This is a genomic window from Trinickia symbiotica, from assembly GCF_002934455.1.
Classification (GTDB): domain Bacteria; phylum Pseudomonadota; class Gammaproteobacteria; order Burkholderiales; family Burkholderiaceae; genus Trinickia; species Trinickia symbiotica.
On record NZ_PTIR01000010.1, the window covers coordinates 202,996 to 221,683 of the forward strand.

17 protein-coding genes and 2 pseudogenes are annotated in these 18,688 nt (G+C 61.8%); 13 read left to right on the forward strand and 6 right to left on the reverse strand.

What is annotated here, in order from left to right; translation table 11 throughout:
• Positions 1 to 7: 7 nt before the first annotated feature.
• The 7 genes from B0G57_RS16425 to B0G57_RS16455 all read left to right on the forward strand — a co-directional run bounded on the left by B0G57_RS16425 (position 8) and on the right by B0G57_RS16455 (position 6,098).
• Positions 8 to 988 carry a CheR family methyltransferase gene (locus B0G57_RS16425; protein ID WP_018441492.1) on the forward strand — a complete coding sequence of 327 codons (981 nt, stop codon included), beginning with the start codon at positions 8 to 10 and terminating at the stop codon, positions 986 to 988.
• Positions 985 to 1,764 (forward strand): chemoreceptor glutamine deamidase CheD, encoded by a 780-nt coding sequence (gene cheD, locus B0G57_RS16430; protein ID WP_018441493.1) that lies wholly within the window; start codon positions 985 to 987, stop codon positions 1,762 to 1,764. Before B0G57_RS16425 ends, cheD begins: the two co-directional genes overlap by 4 nt.
• A 5-nt stretch (positions 1,765 to 1,769) precedes the next feature.
• The gene (locus tag B0G57_RS16435) at positions 1,770 to 2,846 is read left to right on the forward strand and encodes a protein-glutamate methylesterase/protein-glutamine glutaminase (RefSeq protein WP_020566281.1); all 1,077 of its coding nucleotides are present in this window, start codon (positions 1,770 to 1,772) and stop codon (positions 2,844 to 2,846) included.
• A gap of 94 nt (positions 2,847 to 2,940) precedes the next feature.
• Entirely contained in the window at positions 2,941 to 3,336 is a 396-nt protein-coding gene (gene cheY, locus B0G57_RS16440; protein WP_018441495.1) for a chemotaxis response regulator CheY, read from the forward strand.
• 1 nt (position 3,337) lies between these two features.
• Positions 3,338 to 4,054, forward strand: coding sequence for a protein phosphatase CheZ (gene cheZ, locus B0G57_RS16445; protein ID WP_018441496.1), 717 nt, complete (start codon positions 3,338 to 3,340; stop codon positions 4,052 to 4,054).
• A 222-nt stretch (positions 4,055 to 4,276) separates the two neighbouring features.
• Positions 4,277 to 4,786 (forward strand): DUF2844 domain-containing protein, encoded by a 510-nt coding sequence (locus B0G57_RS16450; RefSeq protein WP_018441497.1) that lies wholly within the window; start codon positions 4,277 to 4,279, stop codon positions 4,784 to 4,786.
• A gap of 73 nt (positions 4,787 to 4,859) precedes the next feature.
• Positions 4,860 to 6,098 carry a DUF3443 domain-containing protein gene (locus tag B0G57_RS16455; RefSeq protein ID WP_267879610.1) on the forward strand — a complete coding sequence of 413 codons (1,239 nt, stop codon included), beginning with the start codon at positions 4,860 to 4,862 and terminating at the stop codon, positions 6,096 to 6,098.
• Between the two features lie 163 nt (positions 6,099 to 6,261).
• Here B0G57_RS16455 and B0G57_RS16460 read toward each other — a convergent pair whose 3' ends face one another.
• Together B0G57_RS16460 and B0G57_RS16465 are read right to left on the reverse strand one after the other, a co-directional pair.
• Entirely contained in the window at positions 6,262 to 6,582 is a 321-nt protein-coding gene (locus tag B0G57_RS16460) for a type II toxin-antitoxin system RelE/ParE family toxin (protein WP_018441500.1), read from the reverse strand.
• 8 nt (positions 6,583 to 6,590) lie between these two features.
• On the reverse strand, positions 6,591 to 6,887 hold the full coding sequence (locus B0G57_RS16465) for a type II toxin-antitoxin system Phd/YefM family antitoxin (RefSeq protein WP_026229812.1): 297 nt from the start codon (positions 6,885 to 6,887) through the stop codon (positions 6,591 to 6,593).
• A 228-nt stretch (positions 6,888 to 7,115) separates the two neighbouring features.
• Here B0G57_RS16465 and flhB point away from each other — a divergent pair, with 228 nt between their 5' ends.
• From flhB to B0G57_RS16490, 5 genes are read left to right on the forward strand one after another with little or no spacing between them, the layout of a single operon-like run.
• Positions 7,116 to 8,354, forward strand: coding sequence for a flagellar biosynthesis protein FlhB (gene flhB / locus B0G57_RS16470; RefSeq protein WP_018441502.1), 1,239 nt, complete (start codon positions 7,116 to 7,118; stop codon positions 8,352 to 8,354).
• The gene (flhA, locus tag B0G57_RS16475; protein ID WP_018441503.1) at positions 8,351 to 10,453 is read left to right on the forward strand and encodes a flagellar biosynthesis protein FlhA; all 2,103 of its coding nucleotides are present in this window, start codon (positions 8,351 to 8,353) and stop codon (positions 10,451 to 10,453) included. The genes flhB and flhA overlap by 4 nt, the downstream gene beginning before the upstream one ends.
• Positions 10,450 to 12,498 (forward strand): flagellar biosynthesis protein FlhF, encoded by a 2,049-nt coding sequence (flhF, locus tag B0G57_RS16480; protein WP_018441504.1) that lies wholly within the window; start codon positions 10,450 to 10,452, stop codon positions 12,496 to 12,498. Before flhA ends, flhF begins: the two co-directional genes overlap by 4 nt.
• A complete protein-coding gene (locus B0G57_RS16485; RefSeq protein ID WP_018441505.1) occupies positions 12,491 to 13,363 on the forward strand; it encodes a MinD/ParA family ATP-binding protein in 873 nt (290 codons plus the stop codon). The genes flhF and B0G57_RS16485 overlap by 8 nt, the downstream gene beginning before the upstream one ends.
• Positions 13,364 to 13,395: 32 nt before the next feature.
• Positions 13,396 to 14,124 (forward strand): RNA polymerase sigma factor FliA, encoded by a 729-nt coding sequence (locus tag B0G57_RS16490; protein ID WP_026229813.1) that lies wholly within the window; start codon positions 13,396 to 13,398, stop codon positions 14,122 to 14,124.
• Positions 14,125 to 14,140: 16 nt separating this feature from the next.
• On the opposite strand, the gene B0G57_RS16495 is transcribed toward B0G57_RS16490, so the two are convergent.
• The 4 genes and pseudogenes from B0G57_RS16495 to B0G57_RS16505 all read right to left on the reverse strand — a co-directional run bounded on the left by B0G57_RS16495 (position 14,141) and on the right by B0G57_RS16505 (position 18,050).
• Positions 14,141 to 15,394 carry an MFS transporter gene (locus tag B0G57_RS16495; RefSeq protein ID WP_018441507.1) on the reverse strand — a complete coding sequence of 418 codons (1,254 nt, stop codon included), beginning with the start codon at positions 15,392 to 15,394 and terminating at the stop codon, positions 14,141 to 14,143.
• Positions 15,391 to 16,200: a carbamoyltransferase C-terminal domain-containing protein gene (locus tag B0G57_RS31760; RefSeq protein WP_324603309.1), complete on the reverse strand. Its 810-nt coding sequence runs from the start codon at positions 16,198 to 16,200 to the stop codon at positions 15,391 to 15,393. Before B0G57_RS31760 ends, B0G57_RS16495 begins: the two co-directional genes overlap by 4 nt.
• Positions 16,124 to 16,981: pseudogene (locus B0G57_RS32260) on the reverse strand (carbamoyltransferase C-terminal domain-containing protein); the annotation flags it as partial. The pseudogene B0G57_RS32260 and the gene B0G57_RS31760, both read right to left, overlap by 77 nt.
• A 7-nt stretch (positions 16,982 to 16,988) precedes the next feature.
• The gene (locus B0G57_RS16505) at positions 16,989 to 18,050 is read right to left on the reverse strand and encodes a SagB/ThcOx family dehydrogenase (protein WP_026229814.1); all 1,062 of its coding nucleotides are present in this window, start codon (positions 18,048 to 18,050) and stop codon (positions 16,989 to 16,991) included.
• Between the two features lie 413 nt (positions 18,051 to 18,463).
• On the opposite strand from B0G57_RS16505, the pseudogene B0G57_RS16510 reads away from it, so the two are divergent.
• Positions 18,464 to 18,586: pseudogene (locus tag B0G57_RS16510) on the forward strand (sigma factor-like helix-turn-helix DNA-binding protein); the annotation flags it as partial.
• Positions 18,587 to 18,688: the final 102 nt, after the last annotated feature.

The following is an 18,688-nucleotide window of genomic DNA, read 5'->3' on the forward strand; positions in this document are numbered from 1 at the left end:
TAGGACCATGACGATAGCGCGCGCATCCGAGCGGCCCGATGGGGTCGAGCCAAGCGGCCCCGGCCTCGCCGAGCGCGCCGGCTTTGGCGATCGCGATTTCGAGTTCACGTCGGCGGACTTCGCGCGCATCCGCGAACTCATCTATCGGCGCGCGGGCATTTCGCTGTCCGACCATAAGCGCGACATGGCTTACAGCCGCCTCGCGCGGCGCCTGCGCGCGCGCGGGCTCGACAGCTTTCGGCGCTACCTCGATCTGCTCGAGTCGGAGCAGGATGCGGCCGAGTGGGAAGCCTTCACGAATGCGCTGACGACGAACCTCACGGCGTTCTTTCGCGAGGCGCATCACTTTCCGATACTGGCCGAGTTCGTGAAGCGCCGTCAGCAGCCGGTCTCGATCTGGTGCTCGGCCGCCTCGACGGGCGAGGAGCCCTATTCGATCGCGATGACGCTCGTCGAGGCGCTCGGCGATTCGGCCGCGCGCCAGGCAACGATCCTCGCGACGGATCTCGATACACAAGTGCTCGCGAAGGGCGAGGCGGGCGTCTACTCGCTCGACCAGGTAAAGCCGCTTTCGACGGAGCGCCTTAAGCGTTTCTTCCTGAAGGGGACCGGCCCGCATGCGGGTCTCGTGAAGGTGCGGCCCGAACTGCGTGCGATGATCCGCTTTCAGCAATTGAATTTGACCGACGCCGATTATGGATTGCGCACTCAGTTCGACGCGATTTTCTGCCGCAACGTGATGATCTACTTCGACAAGCCGACGCAGTCGCAAGTGCTCGCGCGCTTCGAGCCGCTCGTGAAGCCGGGCGGGCTGCTCTTCGCCGGTCACTCGGAGAACTTCACCTATGTGACGCAGGCATTCCGGCTGCGCGGGCAGACCGTCTACGAGCTCACGCGCGATACGGGGGCGGGCGCACGCGCGCAGGCGACGGGACGCGCGGCGGCGAGCGGCAGCGCGGCAAGACGCGGGCAGGAGGCTGAAGTATGAGCAGCCTGCCGATCGCGACCAATCATTACTTCGACAACCACTTCAATCGCCGTGGCGTGAAGCTGCTGCCGAACGAGTTCTATACGACGGGCGACGATATGGTGCTCGTGACGGTGCTCGGCTCGTGCGTGGCGGCCTGCATTCACGACCGCACAGCGGGAATTGGCGGCATGAACCACTTCATGCTGCCCGACGACGGCGAGCCGACGCAGGCCGCGTCCGAATCGATGCGCTATGGCGCTTACGCGATGGAAGTGCTGATCAACGAGCTCATCAAGATGGGGGGCCGGCGCGAGCGCTTCGAGGCGAAGGTGTTCGGCGGCGCCGCTGTTCTCGCCGGCATGACGACGATCAATATCGGCGATCGCAACGCCGAGTTCGCGCGCCGCTATCTCGCGCTCGAGAAGATCCGCATCGTCGCCGAAGACCTGCAAGGCGTGCATCCGCGCAAGGTCGCATTCATGCCGGCGACGGGCCAGGCGATGGTCAAGAAGCTGCGGCTGCAACAGGAGCCGAGCGTCGCCGAGCGCGAGCAGGAACTCGCGAAGCAGGTGGCCGAAGCGCGCGCGGCGCGCCACGCGCGCGCCCGCGCGAAAGAACATGCCGAGCTGTTCACGTCCCACGCCACGCCGGGTGCCGCGAAGCCGCGCGCCGACTTCGCGGGACCGGCAACGGCGGCGGCGCCGGCCAAGCCGCGCATCGAGCTCTTCGGCGCGGTGGGCGGCGTGCGCGGCGGCGGCAATAGCAACAGCCCTAAGACGGTAGAGGAGGCCTGAGCGCTGTGCAGAAAATCAAGGTTTTGTGTGTCGACGATTCGGCGCTCATCAGAAGCCTCATGACGGAGATCATCAACGGTCAGCCGGACATGACGGTCGTCGCCACGGCGCCGGACCCGCTCGTCGCACGCGAGCTCATCAAGCAGCACAACCCCGACGTGTTGACGCTCGACGTCGAAATGCCGCGCATGGACGGGCTCGATTTTCTCGAGAAGCTGATGCGCTTGCGGCCGATGCCCGTCGTCATGGTGTCGTCGCTGACCGAGCGCGGCTCCGAGATCACGCTGCGCGCGCTCGAGCTCGGCGCCGTCGATTTCGTGACGAAGCCGAAGGTCGGCATCCGCGACGGCATGCTCGAGTATTCGGAAAAACTCGCGGACAAGATTCGCGCCGCTTCGCGCGCGCGCGTGCGCCAGGCGCAGCCGGCCCGCGCGGGCGGCGCGACACCGGGCGTGCAGGCGCCGATGCTGAACAATCCGCTCGTGAGTACGGAGAAGCTGGTCATCGTCGGCGCCTCGACGGGCGGCACCGAGGCGATCCGCGAGCTGCTCGAGCCGCTGCCGCCCGACGCGCCGGCCGTCATGATCGCGCAGCACATGCCGCCGGGCTTCACCAAGTCGTTCGCGCAGCGCCTGAACGGGTTGTGCCGCATCACCGTGAAGGAAGCGGAGCATGGCGAGCGCGTGCTGCCGGGCCATGCTTATATCGCGCCGGGCCATGCGCATCTGCTGTTGGCGAGAAGCGGGGCCAACTATATCGCGCACCTGTCGGACGATCCGCCCGTGAACCGGCATCGGCCGTCGGTCGACGTGCTGTTCCGGTCCGCCGCGCAGCACGCGGGCAAGAACGCGGTCGGCGTGATCCTGACGGGCATGGGGCGCGACGGCGCGGCGGGAATGTTAGACATGCGAAATGCGGGCGCATACACTCTCGCGCAAGATGAAGCGAGCTGCATCGTCTTCGGCATGCCGCGCGAGGCGATCGCGCTCGGCGCGGCCGACGAGATTGCGCCTTTGTCGGAAATGAGCCGCCGCGTGATGGCGCGTCTGGCGGCGATGGGCGATCGGGTACAGCGCGTGTAGCTTCGGCCGACGGCCTGGCACCTGACGGAGAGACGGGTGCGAGGCTCGACACTGCGGCTTTCGTGCGGGCGAAATTGGGAACTAAGGGAACGAGATGGACAAGAGCATGAAAATCCTGGTGGTGGACGACTTTCCGACGATGCGACGGATCGTCCGCAACCTGCTGAAGGAGCTCGGCTATTCGAACGTCGACGAAGCCGAGGACGGCGCGGCCGGCCTGTCGCGCCTGCGCGGCGGCGGCTACGACTTCGTGATTTCGGACTGGAACATGCCGAATCTCGACGGCCTCGCGATGCTGAAAGAGATTCGCGCCGACGCGTCGCTTCAACACCTGCCGGTGCTGATGGTGACGGCCGAGTCGAAGAAGGAAAACATCATCGCGGCGGCGCAGGCCGGCGCGAGCGGCTACGTGGTGAAGCCTTTCACGGCTGCCACGCTCGACGAGAAGCTCACGAAGATTCTCGAGAAGTTGGGCAAGACCGGGAGCTGAAGTGGACCAGCCGACAAACCTCCTCAGCGAAGGCGCCGATCTTGCCGATCTGACGACCGATCGCATCCTCGCACGCATCGGTCAGCTCACGCGCACGCTGCGCGATTCGATCCTCGAGCTCGGGCTCGACAAGCAGGTCGAGCACGCGGCGCAAACGGTGACCGACGCGCGCCAGCGCCTCAATTACGTGGCCAATATGACCGAGCAGGCCGCTCAGCGTGTGCTCGGTGCGATCGAAATCGCGAAGCCGATGCAAGAGCAGATGCAAAGCGACGCGAAATCGCTCGATAGCCGCTGGGAGCAGTGGTACGACGCGCCGATCGAACGCGAGGAGGTGCGCGCGCTGCTCTCCGAGACGCGGACGTTCCTGGGGGGAGTGTCGGAAGCGACGAGCGCGACGAATGCGCAGTTGCTCGAAATCATGATGGCGCAGGATTTTCAGGATCTGACCGGGCAGGTCATCAAGAAGATCATGGACGTCGTCTACTCGATCGAGCAGCAGCTTCTTTCCGTGCTGATCGAGAATATCGCTCCCGAGCGGCGCGAGCAGTTCGCGCAGAACGCGGCCGCGCTCGCGGCCGAGCCCGGCACTTCGTTCAGCACCAGCAGCGACGACGACGGGCTTCTCAACGGCCCGCAGATCAATCCGCAAGGCAAGGCGGACGTCGTGCAGGATCAGCAGCAGGTCGACGACCTGCTCGCGAGTCTCGGGTTCTGACGATTTCGGCGGCGATTTCGCAGTTTGTTTCGATTTTGAAACGGGCGGACTGTGATGGTCCCGCCCGTATTGTCGTTGCGACTCGATGAACTTTGCACGATGCGACGCATGCGTGTTACGGAGTAAATCATCGGTGGCAAACGATTGCCGCGTGATGGTAGTTTACAAGACCGAAAATCGAGATTTAGCGACATAACAGCAAATCGAGGGAGAGTCTTTCTCATGTTCATTCGTTCGATTCAGGGCACGTTGCCGGCTGTGGTTGCGGCTTGTGCGTTGCTTGTGGTCATGGCCCCCGCTCACGCAGCGCTCGGCGGGGCGCCGATGCAAACGCCATCAGGGGCGACCGTCGATAGGGCGTCGACAGTGGCCCATGCGGCCTCGTCATCTTCATCTTCTACGACGTCTACGAGCACCTATACGGTCAAGCAAACGACGCTCGAAACGGGCACCGTCGTGCGCGAATACATCGGATCGGACGGAAATGTGTTCGGCATCGCATGGCAAGGCGCTCAGATGCCCGACCTGTCGACGCTGCTCGGCAGCTACTTTCCGCAAGTGCAGAGCGCAGTCGCTGCGCAGCGGGAGCAGCGAGGCGGCGGCCGCGGGCCAACGAATGTCGAACAGTCAGGTCTCGTTGTGCATGTGGGCGGGCACATGGGCTCTTTCGTGGGCCAGGCCTATCTGCCGAGCGCATTGCCGAGCGGCGTAGCCGCCAGCGATATCCAATGAGCGGTCGACTACGAGCGGAGAAATCATAGTGCGATCAGAAAACAGATTTTTGCGCAGGATCTGCGCAGTATGCGTGGTCATTGCTACAGCATTGCTCACCGGGTGCGGCGGGGGCGGGTCCAGCGGTTCCGGTGGTTCTAGCAGCTCGAGCAGCTCGGGAAGCTCGAGTGGTTCGAGTAGTTCGAGCTCATCCAGTACGGCGAGCAATCAAGTGACAGTAACGGTCGCTAAGAGCGCGTTGACGTCGACGCGCACGCCCAATATTCCGACGGTGAGCGTGACCGTCTGCGTCCCCGGGACTTCGACTTGCCAGACCATCGGTAATATTCAAGTCGACACCATGTCGTATGGCTTGCGGCTCGTGAATACGGCTGCTTCGGCGGTACTTGGCAGTCTGTCGGCCGAGACGGACAGCAGCGGAAATGCGATTGCCGAGTGCTCCGTATTCGCGGACGGCTATACGTGGGGCTCAGTGCGCAGGGCTGATGTAAAGATCGCCGGCGAAACGGCGAGCAACATTCCGATTGGGATCCTCGGTGATATGGACTCGACCATTGCGGCGCCGTCTAGCTGCACATCGCGAACGACCGGCAGTTCCGAGAATACGGTGAACGCGATCGGTGCGAACGGCATTCTCGGCATCGGAGTGGCGCCATATGATTGTCCGACTTGCGTGACCACCGCGAGCAATGGCACGTATTACAGCTGCGGCAGCAGCACCTGTAGTCAAACGACGATGGCATTGACGAGCCAAGTTGCCAATCCGGTCGCGAACTTCACGTCCGATAACAACGGCATTATTTTGACGATGCCGTCGATCGATACCTCCGGGGCGGTCTCGGCCACCGGTACGTTGACATTCGGTATCGGCACGCAGTCGAACAACACATACTCAGCGTCGCACAAGTTTGGAACGGATTCATCGGGCAACGTGAATAGCACCGTGCTTTCATCGACGAGCGCTTCGACTTTCGGATTCTTCGACTCTGGTTCAAACGGCTACTTCTTCGACGACAGCACGCTTGCGCAATGTTCCGGCGGCACTTGGTATTGTCCGTCGCCGACGACTACGCGCAGTGTGACGGTTTCGAACAAATCCGGTTCGGCGGCGTCCGCTACTGTGACGATGACCATCGCCAGCGAAAGCACGTTGAGTACCAGCAACTATGCGTTCAACGATTTGGCCGGCACACTGGGCCTCTCCAATGTGATGGACTTCGGCCTGCCATTCTTCTACGGCAAGACTGTCTACTTCGGGTACGACACAGCCACGGCAGGAACCGGCAGCCAATCGCCTTACGTGGCGTACTAGCCGAAGGTCGATACCTTTCCTTTCCTATCGCTTTGTGGGCGGGTGATATCCCCGCCCATAAGCGCTTTCCTTGGCCCGCCTGGCATTGCCCGGCGCATTCGAACCGCCGTCCCCTCCCGTCACCCGAATGACGGCCGTGATGCCCGCCACGCTTTTTTAGCGGCTAAAGCTTCGCCATGAGCAGCATATCGAACAACTTCCCCAGGTCCTGCCGGACGTCGACGATAAAAGCAATGTAGATGGTGTCACCATCCGCCTTATAGATGATTCGCGTTTTGCCCGTAATCGCTTGACGCCAATTCTTGACGGCCGGTGTCTCGTCGTCCACGAGTGAGCCCATCAACGGATACTGGCAGATGGTCTCAATCGTGCGCTCGATGGCTGCTTTAGTCTCGAGCCACGTTCGTTGACCGAATCGAGTCACGAGATAGCGGCGCAAATTCTGGACGGTGATATCGGCGGTGGGATAACGCCTGACTCGCATGGACCCCGTCACTCGTCAGCCTTCGTGCGTCCGAATTCGGCCTGATCGAGCTTATCGAGTTGTTCGAAGAGCTCCGAGATGTCGCCATGCTCACCGGCCCGATGATGTTGCTCGGCCAGCGCCAGCAGCTTGAGCATCTCGAACTTGTCTTGCAGTGCTTGATAGGAGCGGACATCCTGAATGACGAGTTTTGCCTCGCCGTTTTGCGTGATGACCATTGGCTGGCCGCTCTCCTCGAGGTCCCTCACGATTTGCGCGGCCTCGGCCCGCAGGTAGGTGATGGGTTTGATGTTCTCCAGGCGCATGGGATCCTCCATAGTTCGGTACGAATATATACCGAATTCGGTACGACGCCAACCCTGACCGGTCTAGCAAAACAAAACAGCGTCAGCCGAGGCCTTCTCAGCCCGCACCATCAAGCGAATTACACCCCTTTCCCGGCCCTTATCCGCCGATCGTCGATTGACGCCAGCGGGAATAATCCGTGTCAGTGAAAAGCGGCATTGCGCCGCGCGAAGAGCGGAGAAAGCCTGGTGGCAGAGGATAGCGACCTCGAGAAAACCGAATCAGCCACTCCCCGGCGCCTCGAGAAGGCGCGCGAGGAGGGGCAGGTCGCCCGCTCGCGCGAGCTCGCTTCATTTGCATTGCTTTCGGCCGGATTTTTCGGCGTATGGGCGCTCTCGGGCCCGATCGGCCTGCATCTGCAGGCCATGATGCGCGGCGCGTTCACCTTCAACCACGCCTACGTCGTCGATACGAACCGCATGCTGATCGGCGCCGGCACGGCCAGCCGGGAAGGGGTGATCGCCGTCGCGCCCGTGCTCGCCCTGACCGCGCTCGCCGCACTCCTCGCGCCCATGGCGCTCGGCGGCTGGCTGCTCTCGAGCAACGTCTTGCAGTTCAAGCCCGAGCGGCTTTCGCCCATCGCCGGCATCGGCCGCATCTTCTCGATCAATGGCCCGATCCAGCTCGGCATGTCGATCGCGAAGACGCTCGTCGTCGGCGTCATCGGCGTGCTCGCCGTCCTGCACCACAAAAACGAAATCCTCGCGCTGCCCTCCGAGCCCATGCTCAAAGCGATCGGCCATAGCCTCTCGCTCGTCGCCGTCTGCTGCGGAACGACCGTCGCCGGCATGTTCGTCATCGCCGCGATGGATGTGCCGTACCAACTCTGGTCGTTCCACAAGAAGCTGCGGATGACGAAGGAAGAAGTGAAGCGCGAGCACCGCGAGAACGAGGGCGACCCGCACGTGAAGGGCCGCATTCGCCAGCAGCAGCGCGCGATGGCCCGCCGCCGCATGATGGCGGCCGTGCCGAAGGCCGACGTCATAGTGACGAACCCGACCCATTACGCCGTCGCGCTCCAGTACGCGGACGGGGAGATGCGCGCGCCGAGGGTCATCGCCAAGGGCGTCAACCTCGTCGCGGCCCGCATCCGCGAACTCGCCGACGAGCACAACATCCCGCTGCTCGAAGCGCCGCCGCTCGCGCGTGCGCTCTACCACAACGTCGAGCTCAATCACGAGATTCCGGGCACGCTCTACAACGCGGTGGCCGAAGTGCTCGCCTGGGTCTATCAGCTGCGCCGTTTCCGCCGCGACGGCGGCGACGTGCCGGCCGCGCCGACCGAGCTCGAGGTCCCCGCCGATCTCGACAAGGGGCCTGTCACGGACGAGGACGCGCTCGAAGAAGAGGAAGAGGCGCTCGCGTCGGGGACGACGCGCGCGAACCGCGCAGCGGGGCGTGACGCCGGCACGGGAGCGTCGGCATGAACGCGCGCGTGCAAAGCCTCTTCGGCAAGGGCCCGCAGATGCTGGCCCAGGCCAACTTGCGCAAGGTGGCAGGGCCGGTCCTGATCTGCATGATCCTCGGCATGATGATTCTGCCGTTGCCGCCGTTCCTGCTCGATCTGCTCTTCACGTTCAACATCGCGCTCTCGGTGATGGTGCTGCTCGTCAGCATGTACACAATGAAGCCGCTCGATTTCGCGGCGTTCCCGAGCGTGCTGCTGTTCTCGACGCTGCTGCGTCTTTCGCTCAACGTCGCCTCGACGCGGATCGTGCTGCTCGAAGGGCACACGGGACCAGCCGCCGCGGGCCGCGTCATCGAATCGTTCGGCCACTTCCTCGTCGGCGGCAACTTCGCGGTCGGCATCGTCGTCTTCGCGATCCTCATGATCATCAACTTCATGGTAATCACGAAAGGCGCGGGACGTATCGCCGAAGTGGCCGCGCGCTTCACGCTCGACGCGATGCCGGGCAAGCAGATGGCGATCGACGCCGACCTCAACGCCGGCCTCATCAACGAGGAAGGCGCGCGCAAGCGCCGCCAGGCCGTTGCGCAAGAAGCCGAGTTCTACGGCGCCATGGACGGCGCGTCCAAGTTCGTGCGCGGCGACGCGGTGGCGGGCCTCATCATCATGGTCGTCAACGTGGTGGGCGGGCTCATCGTCGGCGTCGCGCAGCACGGCATGGACTTCGCCTCGGCCGGCAAGACCTATACGCTGCTGACGATCGGCGATGGCCTCGTTGCACAGATTCCGTCGCTCGTGATCTCGACGGCGGCCGGCGTCATCGTTTCGCGCGTCGCCACCGACGAGGACATCGGCACGCAGCTCACGGGCCAGCTCTTCACGAACCCGCGCGTGCTGCTGATCACGGGCGCCATCATCGGTTTGCTTGGCCTCATTCCGGGCATGCCGCATTTCGCGTTCTTGGTGCTCGGCGCGGGCTTGATCCAGCTTGGCCGCCACCTCAAGAAGCGCGCCGAGGCCGCCAAGGCGAGCGCGGTGCTCGTCGAATCGACGCCGGCCGCGGCGCCCGTTGAGAACAACGAGGCGAGCTGGGACGATGTGACGATGATCGATACGCTCGGCCTCGAGGTCGGCTACCGGCTCATCCCGGTCGTCGACAAGAATGCCGACGGCGAGCTGCTCAAGCGCATCAAGAGCATCCGCAAGAAGTTCGCGCAGGAGATCGGCTTCCTGCCGCCCGTCATTCATATTCGCGACAACCTCGAGCTGCGTCCGAACGGTTATCGGATCACGCTCAAGGGTGTCGAAGTCGGCACCGGTGAAGCGTATCCGGGCCAATGGCTCGCGATCAATCCGGGGCAAGTCACGGCCGCGCTGCCGGGCGCGCCGACGAAAGACCCGGCCTTCGGCCTGCCCGCGATCTGGATCGACACGAACTTGCGCGAGCAGGCACAGGTGTACGGCTATACGGTCGTCGATGCGAGCACGGTCGTGGCCACGCACCTGAACCATCTCGTCGTTCAGCATGCGTCCGAGCTGCTCGGCCGGCAGGAGGTTCAAGCGCTGCTCACGCGCATCGGCAAAGATGCGCCGACACTCGTCGAAGACCTCGTTCCCAAGATGTTCTCGCTCGCGACGCTGCAAAAGGTGCTGCAAAGCCTGCTCGAGGAAGGCGTGCCGATCCGCGACATGCGCACGATCCTCGAAGCGTTCGCCGAGCAGGCCGGCAAGCTGTCGGACGCGCACGATCTCACGGCCGCCGTGCGTCTTGCGCTCGGGCGCGCGATCACGCAGCAGTGGTATCCGGGCAGCGGCGAGATGCAGGTCATGGGGCTCGACGCAAATCTCGAGCGCGTGCTCTCGCAGGCCCTTTCGACGGGCGCGAACCCGGGCCTCGAGCCGGGTCTCGCCCATACGCTTCTCGCTGAGACGCAACGCGCGATCGTGCGTCAACAAAACACCGGGCTGCCGCCCGTGCTGCTCGTGCAGCACGCGCTGCGCGCGATGCTCGCGCGCTTTTTGCGCCGCAGCCTGCCGCAATTGAAAGTGCTCTCGTACGCCGAAGTGCCTGAGACACGCACGATCAAGGTCGTCAACCTCATCGGGGGTCTAGCTTGAATATCCGCAAATTCATCGGCGCGACGAGTCGCGACGCGCTGCGCCTCGTACGCGAGGCCCTGGGCGCCGACGCAGTCGTGCTTTCGAACCGGACCAACGATGACGGCAGCGTGGAAATCGTCGCGCTCGCCGATACGGATCTCGCTGCTATCGCGCCGGGTGCCGGCGACGGGGCCGGCAACAACGCGAACGCGAATGGAAATGGCCAAGGCGCCGCGGGTTCCTACGGCGCGGGCCTCGCCAGCCGCCCGCAAGGCGGGCAGGACGCTGACGGCGCACATGTCTCACTTGGCGCGCATGCCGCGGCGGGGTACCCGATGCTTGCGGCCTCGATGTCCCAGGCTGCGCAGCCCGCTCCCATGTCGGGCATGATGCCCGCCAACCCCTACGCGAACGGCATGCCGGATGTGTTCTCGGCCGTGTTCGGCGCAAGCGCGGAAGTCGGAGCGACGAATGCGGAAGGTAAGCCGGTCGATACGTTCGCGCCTGCCGCGATTTCGGATGTCGGTGCGTTGACCACGGCTGCAGCCGCCGCGCCGGCTGGCAAGCTCGCGCTGCGCGAGCCGCGAGTCGAAATGAAGCCGTTGCATACGGCTGCCGCGAAAGCCGGTGCCATGAGTCCTGGCACCACGCATTCCGCCTCGCCGGCAGCGGCGAACGGCGCGGCTGCGGCCGGTTCGTCGGCGTCGCGTACACCCGAATCGTCGCCGACGATGGTCGAATCGCATCCGTGGCTCATCGAGCACGCTCATCGCATCGCCGCGCAGCAGCGTGCGGCGCACACGGCCAGCCCGACGAGGTCGCACGCGTTGACACCGTCAGCGGCTGCGGCGAAGGGGCTCGGCACGCCGGGCAAGATTCTGTCGCCCGAGGAACTGGCTTCCGCGGAAGTGCCGGACTGGGCGCAAGAGGCGGCCGAAGCCGCCGCGCGCCGCGTCATTCCGCGCATTGCACCGGCTTTCGAAGGGGTTGCTGCATCGACGAAGGCGCGCGGCGCCGATGGCGCGGGTGCGTCCGAGGGTGCCGCCGCCGTGGCCGACGCGGTCCGTGCGCGCATCGAGGAAGTCGTCAGCAGCACGGTGATGAACGAGCTTTCCTCGCTGCGCGGAATGATGGAAGAGCAGTTCGCCGGGCTGCTCTGGGGTGACCGGCAGCGCCGCAGCCCCGTGCAGGGCACGCTGACGAAGCAGCTCTTCGCGGCCGGCTTCTCGGCGCAGCTCGTGAGAATGGTCATCGACAACCTGCCCGCCGTCGAGAACGTCGACGCCGGCATGGACTGGATTCAATCCGTGCTCGCGGCCAATCTGCCCGTGCTCGAGAACGAAGACGAATTGATGGAGCGCGGCGGCGTGTTCGCGTTGATGGGGCCGACGGGCGTCGGCAAGACCACGACGACGGCCAAGCTCGCGGCGCGCTGCGTGATGCGCTTCGGCGCAAGCAAGGTGGCGCTGCTCACGACCGACAGCTACCGGATCGGCGGCCACGAGCAGCTCCGCATTTTCGGCAAGATACTCGGCGTGTCCGTCCATGCGGTGAAGGACGCGGCCGACCTTCAACTCGCGCTTGCCGAGCTGCGCAACAAACATATCGTGCTCATCGATACGATCGGCATGAGCCAGCGCGATCGGACCGTCTCCGATCAGATCGCGATGCTCTGCGGCGCGGGGCACCCCGTGCAACGCCTCTTGCTGCTCAATGCGACGAGTCATGGCGACACGCTCAATGAAGTTGTCCAGGCCTACCAGAGCGCGGACGGTCAACCCGAGCTCGCGGGTTGCATCCTCACGAAGCTCGACGAAGCCACGAACCTCGGCGGCGTGCTGGACACGGTGATCCGTTACAAGCTGCCTGTCCATTACGTGTCGACGGGGCAGAAAGTGCCCGAAAACCTCTACGTCGCCACGAAGAAATTCCTGATCAAGAGCGCCTTTTGCATTCCGCGCGACGGCTCGCCGTTCGTTCCGCACGACGACGACATTCCCGCCTTGCTGTCGGCGCTCTCGACCCGTTCGACCGCCGAGCTGCACGAGGTTCGCTTTGGATAAGCACGTCACCGACCAAGCCGAAGGTTTACGCAGGCTGCTCGCGAGGACCGGCTCGCGCGTCGTTGCGGTGACGGGCGGACCGATCGGCGTCGGCTGCACGTCGACGGTCGTCAACCTCGCGGCCGCGCTCGCGGGTATCGGCAAGGACGTGCTCGTGATCGACGAATGCCTTGGCGCGAACTCCGTCTCGACGATGCTGGGCGGCGTGCATGGCGCGGGCAGTCTGCGCGCCCTGCTACAGGGCGAAATCGGTATCGAGGAGGCCGCGCCGCGGCATGAGCTCGGCTTTTCCGTGCTGGCAGCCTCGCGCGAGAACTGCGCGGGCTACAGCGCGGCGCAGCTCGGCGTCATGCTCTCCGGGCCGGCCGACGTCGTGCTCATCGATGCGCGGCTCGATCGCAAGGGCGCGCTATCGCTCCTCGGCGCGCAGGCGCATGACGTCATGATCGTCACGCGTGTGGCCGCGCAGGCGATCACCGAGGCGTATGCCTGCATGAAACGTTTGCACTACGAGCACGCGATCGGGCAGTTTCGCGTGCTCATCAATCACGTATCGAGCCTGGCCGATGCGCATACCACGTTCGAGAACCTCGCCGAGGTGGCGGGGCGTTATCTGACCGTTTCGATCGCACATGCCGGCTGCGTGGCGTCGGATCCGCTGATGGAGCATGCGCTCGAGCTCGAGCGCTGTGTCGTCGATGCGTTTCCGTCGGCGCCGGCCGCGCGTGATTACCGGCACGTTGCGGCTGAAATGATTTATTGGCCGATGCGCGCGGCGCTTTCGCCGCGCGCGAGTGCGCTCGTCGGCACGGGGATGCCGGCCTCGGCGCTCGCTGACGCGCCATCCGCGCGCCAGCATGCATAACACGTAGGGGACAGGAGAAAAGGGGGCCCTCGATGTACAACGCTCAAGGGAAAATGTCCCAGACGGATGTGCTGACGCAGTACGCGCCGCTCGTGAGACGGCTCGGACTGCAGCTCGTGGCGAAGATGCCGGCGAGCGTCGATCTCGACGATCTCATTCAGGCCGGCATGATCGGTCTGCTCGATGCAGCGAGCCGCTACAAGGAAGATCAAGGCGCGCAGTTCGAGACTTATGCGAGCCAGCGGATTCGCGGCGCGATGCTCGATGAGCTGCGCAACAACGACTGGCTGCCGCGCAGCCTGCGCAAGACGTCCCGCGAAGTGGAATCGGCCGTGCATCAGGTCGAGCAGAAGCTCGGGCGCTCGGCGAGCGAGACGGAGATCGCCGACCATTTGAAGATGCCGCTCGATGCATATCAGACGATGCTGCAGGATTTGCATGGTTCGCAGCTCATCTATTACGAGGATTTCGATCGGTCGGCCGACGACGAGCCGTTTCTCGATCGGTATTGCGTCGATCACACGGATCCGCTGTCGGCGCTGCTCGATGAAAGCCTGCGCGCGGCGCTCGTCGAGGCGATCGAGAAGCTGCCGGAGCGGGAGAAGCTCTTGATGTCGCTCTATTACGAGCGCGGGATGAATTTGCGCGAGATCGGCGCGGTGTTGGAGGTCAGCGAATCGCGGGTTTGCCAGCTGCATAGTCAAGCGGTGGCGCGGCTGCGAACGCGGTTGCGCGAGATGGCTTGGGCGGGGGTGGATTGAGGCTCGACGCGTGGCTTCAATCGGTGGAGCCGGTGTTCGCTTGACCCGTGTTGTTGTCGCATTGCGTTTGCATAGTCGGGCAATGGGCGTACAGCCATGCGCCGGCTACGACTGCAGCAATGCCACTAATTAAAAAGACGGTCGGAATCGACGATATCCTCGCGAGCGTTGAGCCAATCAGTGGACCCAGCACGAGCGTGCCTAGCTGGACGCTCCGCGCTGTCGCGCTGATCGTGCCTAAAGAGTGCGATGGCGATGCTGCTTGCATCACCACGCCGAAAGTCATGGCCGTGATGCCATAAAAGCCGCCGTTCGCGATCCAGAGGGCAAGCAGAGCATATTCGGGTAGCGGCCAATTTAACGAACTGAGACCGCCAGGCAATACCACGGTCAGCCCGAAACCGGTGAGCCCAATGGAAGCGACGCGAACGGGAGTTGTTGCGGCAAACATGCGCTTAAAAATGACTGCGCCGGCGACTCCCCCAGCAGCGGTACAACTCACGATGGTTCCGAAGGTGCCCGCGGGAAAGGCTTGCTGCTTTAAGAACAGCGCTAAAAGAGGATCATAGAGTCCAAGCACTGCAGTCTGTATCAAGACCGCGACGAGGGCGGTCCGGAATCCTACGTTCGATAGGCACAGTTCGATCAGTGCCCACGGTTCGGGGCGCTTGGCGTTGGCAGAGCAGGCGGCTGCCCTGGGGTAGTGTTGCTTTAAGGCATGCAAGACCGGCAACGCCGCGAGTGCGAGCGCCGATGGCAGCAAGAACCCCAATTGTGGCTGGCATAGCACTGTCATCATGGCGCCGATCAATGGTGCCGCCACTTTAAGCGACTGATCAATGACCGTGCTCCAGCGTGCGTTCTCGATAACCTGCGCCGGGCTCAGCATCAATCTGATCATCACCTGCTCCGCGGGCATTGACCCAAGGTTGCTCAAGCCTTTTAGAAACACTAAGACGACAAAGACATCAACATTCGGCGAAAGCATCAGCAGCAGCGACGTTGCGGCACGGCAACTGTAGCTGGCCCTTAGCAGAGATATCGGGTGCCGAATGTCTGCCAGTTTGCCAAAATATGGTCCTAGTAATAAGCCAGGTAAGCCGTAAAGGGCCGATGCAATCCCGATGGTTATTGCGTTGGCTTGCCAATAATAGCTCAGGCTGGAGAATATCAGCGTGAAGTCTACCCAGATGATGATTGAGCCTACAGCGCGCAGGAGTAAAAGATACGTATATCCAGGGCATTCACGAAGAACGGTAGAGCCATTCATGGTAGATGCCTGAACGCAGATTCTTCTCTTAAAAAAAGGAGACCCTCTATTATGAATCCGTCGAGGTTATGCTCGTCGCCATATCTAACAAGGTCCGATGCTCTATTAATGAATCCGCGACCATTGAAATTCAAAGAGGTATTGCATAATACGCCGACACCCGTCTCGTCCTTGAAGGCCTGCAACAGGCTATGAAGCAACGGGTGCTGTTTTTCGTTGAGCGTTTGTACGCGTGCAGAGCCATCGACGTGCGTCACCGCTTGCAGCGTATCGGTCTTTGAAGCAGCGAAGAACAACATGTGCGGACTACTTCTGTTCAGGTCAAAATGTAAGTCGACATCGTTTTCAAGGCACAGCGGCGCTATCGGCCGATACTGTTCGCGTTGCTTTATGTCGTTCAGACGTACACGTGTGGCCCGGCGGAAAGGTTCCGCCAGAATCGATCTGTTGCCTAGTGCTCTTGGCCCCAACTCTGATCTGCCGGAAATCCAACCCAAGATTGCTCCCCTGCTCAGAAGTCTGGCAGCAATGCAGATCGTTCGAGACCCTAACGAAACTGCCCAGACGAGCATGCCGGTCGGCTCCAATGTCATCTGTGAAGGGTAAGCCGCAATATACATCCCAGCGCAACTTTGCATTACCCGTGACGTGGAACTGTGCGTCTGCCCCAGTACCGATAGCCGCTCCAGTATCGTTGGTACATGGCGGTACGAATACATCGCTGAACAAGCCTGTATCAAGCCACTCACGGTTCCATTCGCAGTTGAGGCCACACCCACCGCTGACGAGCAGTGGGCGCCTTTCATTCACCATCGGCGATATCTTATTCTTGAAGTAAGCAAAGATCGTGTCTGATATCAATCTGGCCATCCGCTTCGATGTCGTTGACTCAGTGCCACTATCGAACAAATCGAATTCGCTAAATTCGTCTTTGCAAAAATCGGGTGGTTTAAGAGGTGAACTCAGCAGTTTAGAGAGGAGTGCGCGTTCCTGCTGTGTAGCAATTATATTATTTTCATAGGCGGCCAACGCCATAAGCTTGCCGGCGTCCCCAAGCCGTATGCCGCCCGGAGGAAGAGCGAATGTCGGATCGGCGATGGCATACGCGGCTGCATAGCGCACGCCGGGTCCGAGCATAATATCCCCAAGTTTTCGTACCTTGACGTTGGCATCGACTTCATAGAAAGAGCCGATGTAGCCCTCCCAAGTCAATGCGTAGCATGGTGTTCCCTGGGGGAAGGGTGATAGCGCATAGGCGCATAGGACATGGGACCGTTCGTGCGATGACGAAAAATGCTGAAGTGGTACGCCAAACATGGACGTCCGCCGGTGTTCCACAGCGTTGACGCCGAAGTAGCCCGCACCTATGGACCGTCCATTGGGATTGGCGCCGGTCGCCCATCCACTTAGCGCAAAGACGTCAGGGGATGTGTCAATCAGCTGCAGAGATTCGGCAAATAGGGTGCCGTCTACTGCTGCATATCGAAAGCCGGAGTCTTTCTCAGCTTCTATCACTAACCTAAGGGTACCATCGGTTATGTGCGCAATATGCCCGTCATGACCTGGCTTGAACGCAACGATTCGCATGTGCACCTCATTGATCGTGAATTGCCGAGCGGGCTGCTGCGAGGGCTTCTGGCGCTACGGGACCATTGCCGATCCCTGCGCCGAGAAAGAACATAACGGAACCTGTCTCTTCATCGATTTTTAAAAGCTCATTGATTTTGTGATCTCTGAAGTATCCCGTGATCCAGGATTGCACGCCTTGAGCCGTGCAGACGAGCTGGAAGGTTTGCGCAAGGCAACCGATGTCGAGTAAAGCAACGCGGTATGCTCGGGAATGCGGATATTTCCACCACAGCTTACTGAAGGTGGACGTGACAAATATTCCATATGCCATCGCTTCGCAAAAATCCTGACGGCAGAGTAGATGGCCAAGTTCGCCTTCTGTCAATGCGCTTCTTACAGCAGTCAAGCAATGCTTGTCTGAACTGTAGTGGTAGATGCCGGATTCCAGACCGTTGACACGGAGCGCAATTAGATACGGCTCACTCGGATGCAGTCCGCCGCCGGAAGGGGAAGTCCGCCGGTACCCCACGGGCACCAGCCCTAACCGTTTGAGATCTGTTCGTTCCGTACCGTGTACCGCACCGAAAGTCGCGTACAAGGCGTCGGAGACGAGTTGGATATCAATCGGTGCGCTAGTAAACGCCCGGCAAGTCTGTCGCTTCCACAACGCAGAGCGCAATGACATGGAACCTAACGCTTGCAAGCTTGGCGCGGGGAGTGCGACGCGCTGCCCTAAAGGTTCATGAAACATGGCAGGAATCTTATCTGCGAGGGACATGCAATATTGAATGTAACCCGCGTAAGGATCTTCCTTAGACTCGTTGCCCTCTGTTAGCTCCGGAATCTGGCTTCCGACATGATAAATTCGAGACAGACAGTCCCAGCCCCACGGTGCGGGCTCGCATTTATCGAATATTCCGGATTTCAAGACTTGCTCATCGATCGGTGAGTCAAGTGTTGATTTGCCACTGGAAATGTCAATTATTCTTTGTAGGTATGTGATGTCGAGCTCGTACTGGTTGTGGTTGCGATAATCCCATAGAAATAGTCGACCGTCGCTGACGCGCAAGAAAATCGATGGTGTCATTTGTCAGGGTGTTTATTGTTGGGCAGACCGCACGCACCGCGCCGGCCGTCGCGGTGCGGCTCTAATTAGTGCGCGACCTGGCTAACAGGTGCACCGATTGGCGTGTTGTATGCGTCGTTGGATTGGTACGAAAGGGTTGGTTCGAGCGAGATCTTCTTCATTGCGTCCTCCGTGTGAGAATTGACATTTGAAGCTAAATGCTAGCTTTGCGGCGCCGCGTGAGAATATTCGCATTTTTGCCTGTTTCGATGCAATGTCTGAGCGATTGTATTTTCTTATTGAATTTCTATCGCAAAAATATCTGTATTTATTGAGATTGCATATCTCATAAATGGACTGGTCGCGCGCACACATCTCTTTCGACGAGCTAATCCGGGCCGGCACGATCGGTTTGATCGCGGCTGGGAGCCGTTATGAACCTGCGCGAGATCGGCGCGGTGATGGAGGTCAGTGAATCGCGGGTTTGCCCGTTGCGCAGTCAAGCAGTGGCGCGGCTGCGCGCGCGGTTGCGCGAGATGGCTTGGGCGGGGGTGGATCGACGCTTGTCTGGCGACAATTACTTTTGCCGGTGGCGACAACTAGATTTGCCGGTGTTCGGCGGCTGACCTGCTGAGGTCGCGGCCGTCGCTATCATGCGG

Coding starts and splice junctions, on each gene's coding strand:
- B0G57_RS16425 (WP_018441492.1), top strand. CDS start 8: ATGACGATAGCGCGCGCATCCGAGCGGCCCGATGGGGTCGAGCCAAGC.
- cheD (WP_018441493.1), top strand. CDS start 985: ATGAGCAGCCTGCCGATCGCGACCAATCATTACTTCGACAACCACTTC.
- cheY (WP_018441495.1), top strand. CDS start 2,941: ATGGACAAGAGCATGAAAATCCTGGTGGTGGACGACTTTCCGACGATG.
- B0G57_RS16450 (WP_018441497.1), top strand. CDS start 4,277: ATGTTCATTCGTTCGATTCAGGGCACGTTGCCGGCTGTGGTTGCGGCT.
- B0G57_RS16460 (WP_018441500.1), bottom strand. CDS start 6,582: ATGCGAGTCAGGCGTTATCCCACCGCCGATATCACCGTCCAGAATTTG.
- B0G57_RS16465 (WP_026229812.1), bottom strand. CDS start 6,887: ATGCGCCTGGAGAACATCAAACCCATCACCTACCTGCGGGCCGAGGCC.
- flhA (WP_018441503.1), top strand. CDS start 8,351: ATGAACGCGCGCGTGCAAAGCCTCTTCGGCAAGGGCCCGCAGATGCTG.
- B0G57_RS16490 (WP_026229813.1), top strand. CDS start 13,396: ATGTACAACGCTCAAGGGAAAATGTCCCAGACGGATGTGCTGACGCAG.
- B0G57_RS16495 (WP_018441507.1), bottom strand. CDS start 15,394: ATGAATGGCTCTACCGTTCTTCGTGAATGCCCTGGATATACGTATCTT.
- B0G57_RS31760 (WP_324603309.1), bottom strand. CDS start 16,200: ATGAAAGGCGCCCACTGCTCGTCAGCGGTGGGTGTGGCCTCAACTGCG.
- B0G57_RS16505 (WP_026229814.1), bottom strand. CDS start 18,050: ATGACACCATCGATTTTCTTGCGCGTCAGCGACGGTCGACTATTTCTA.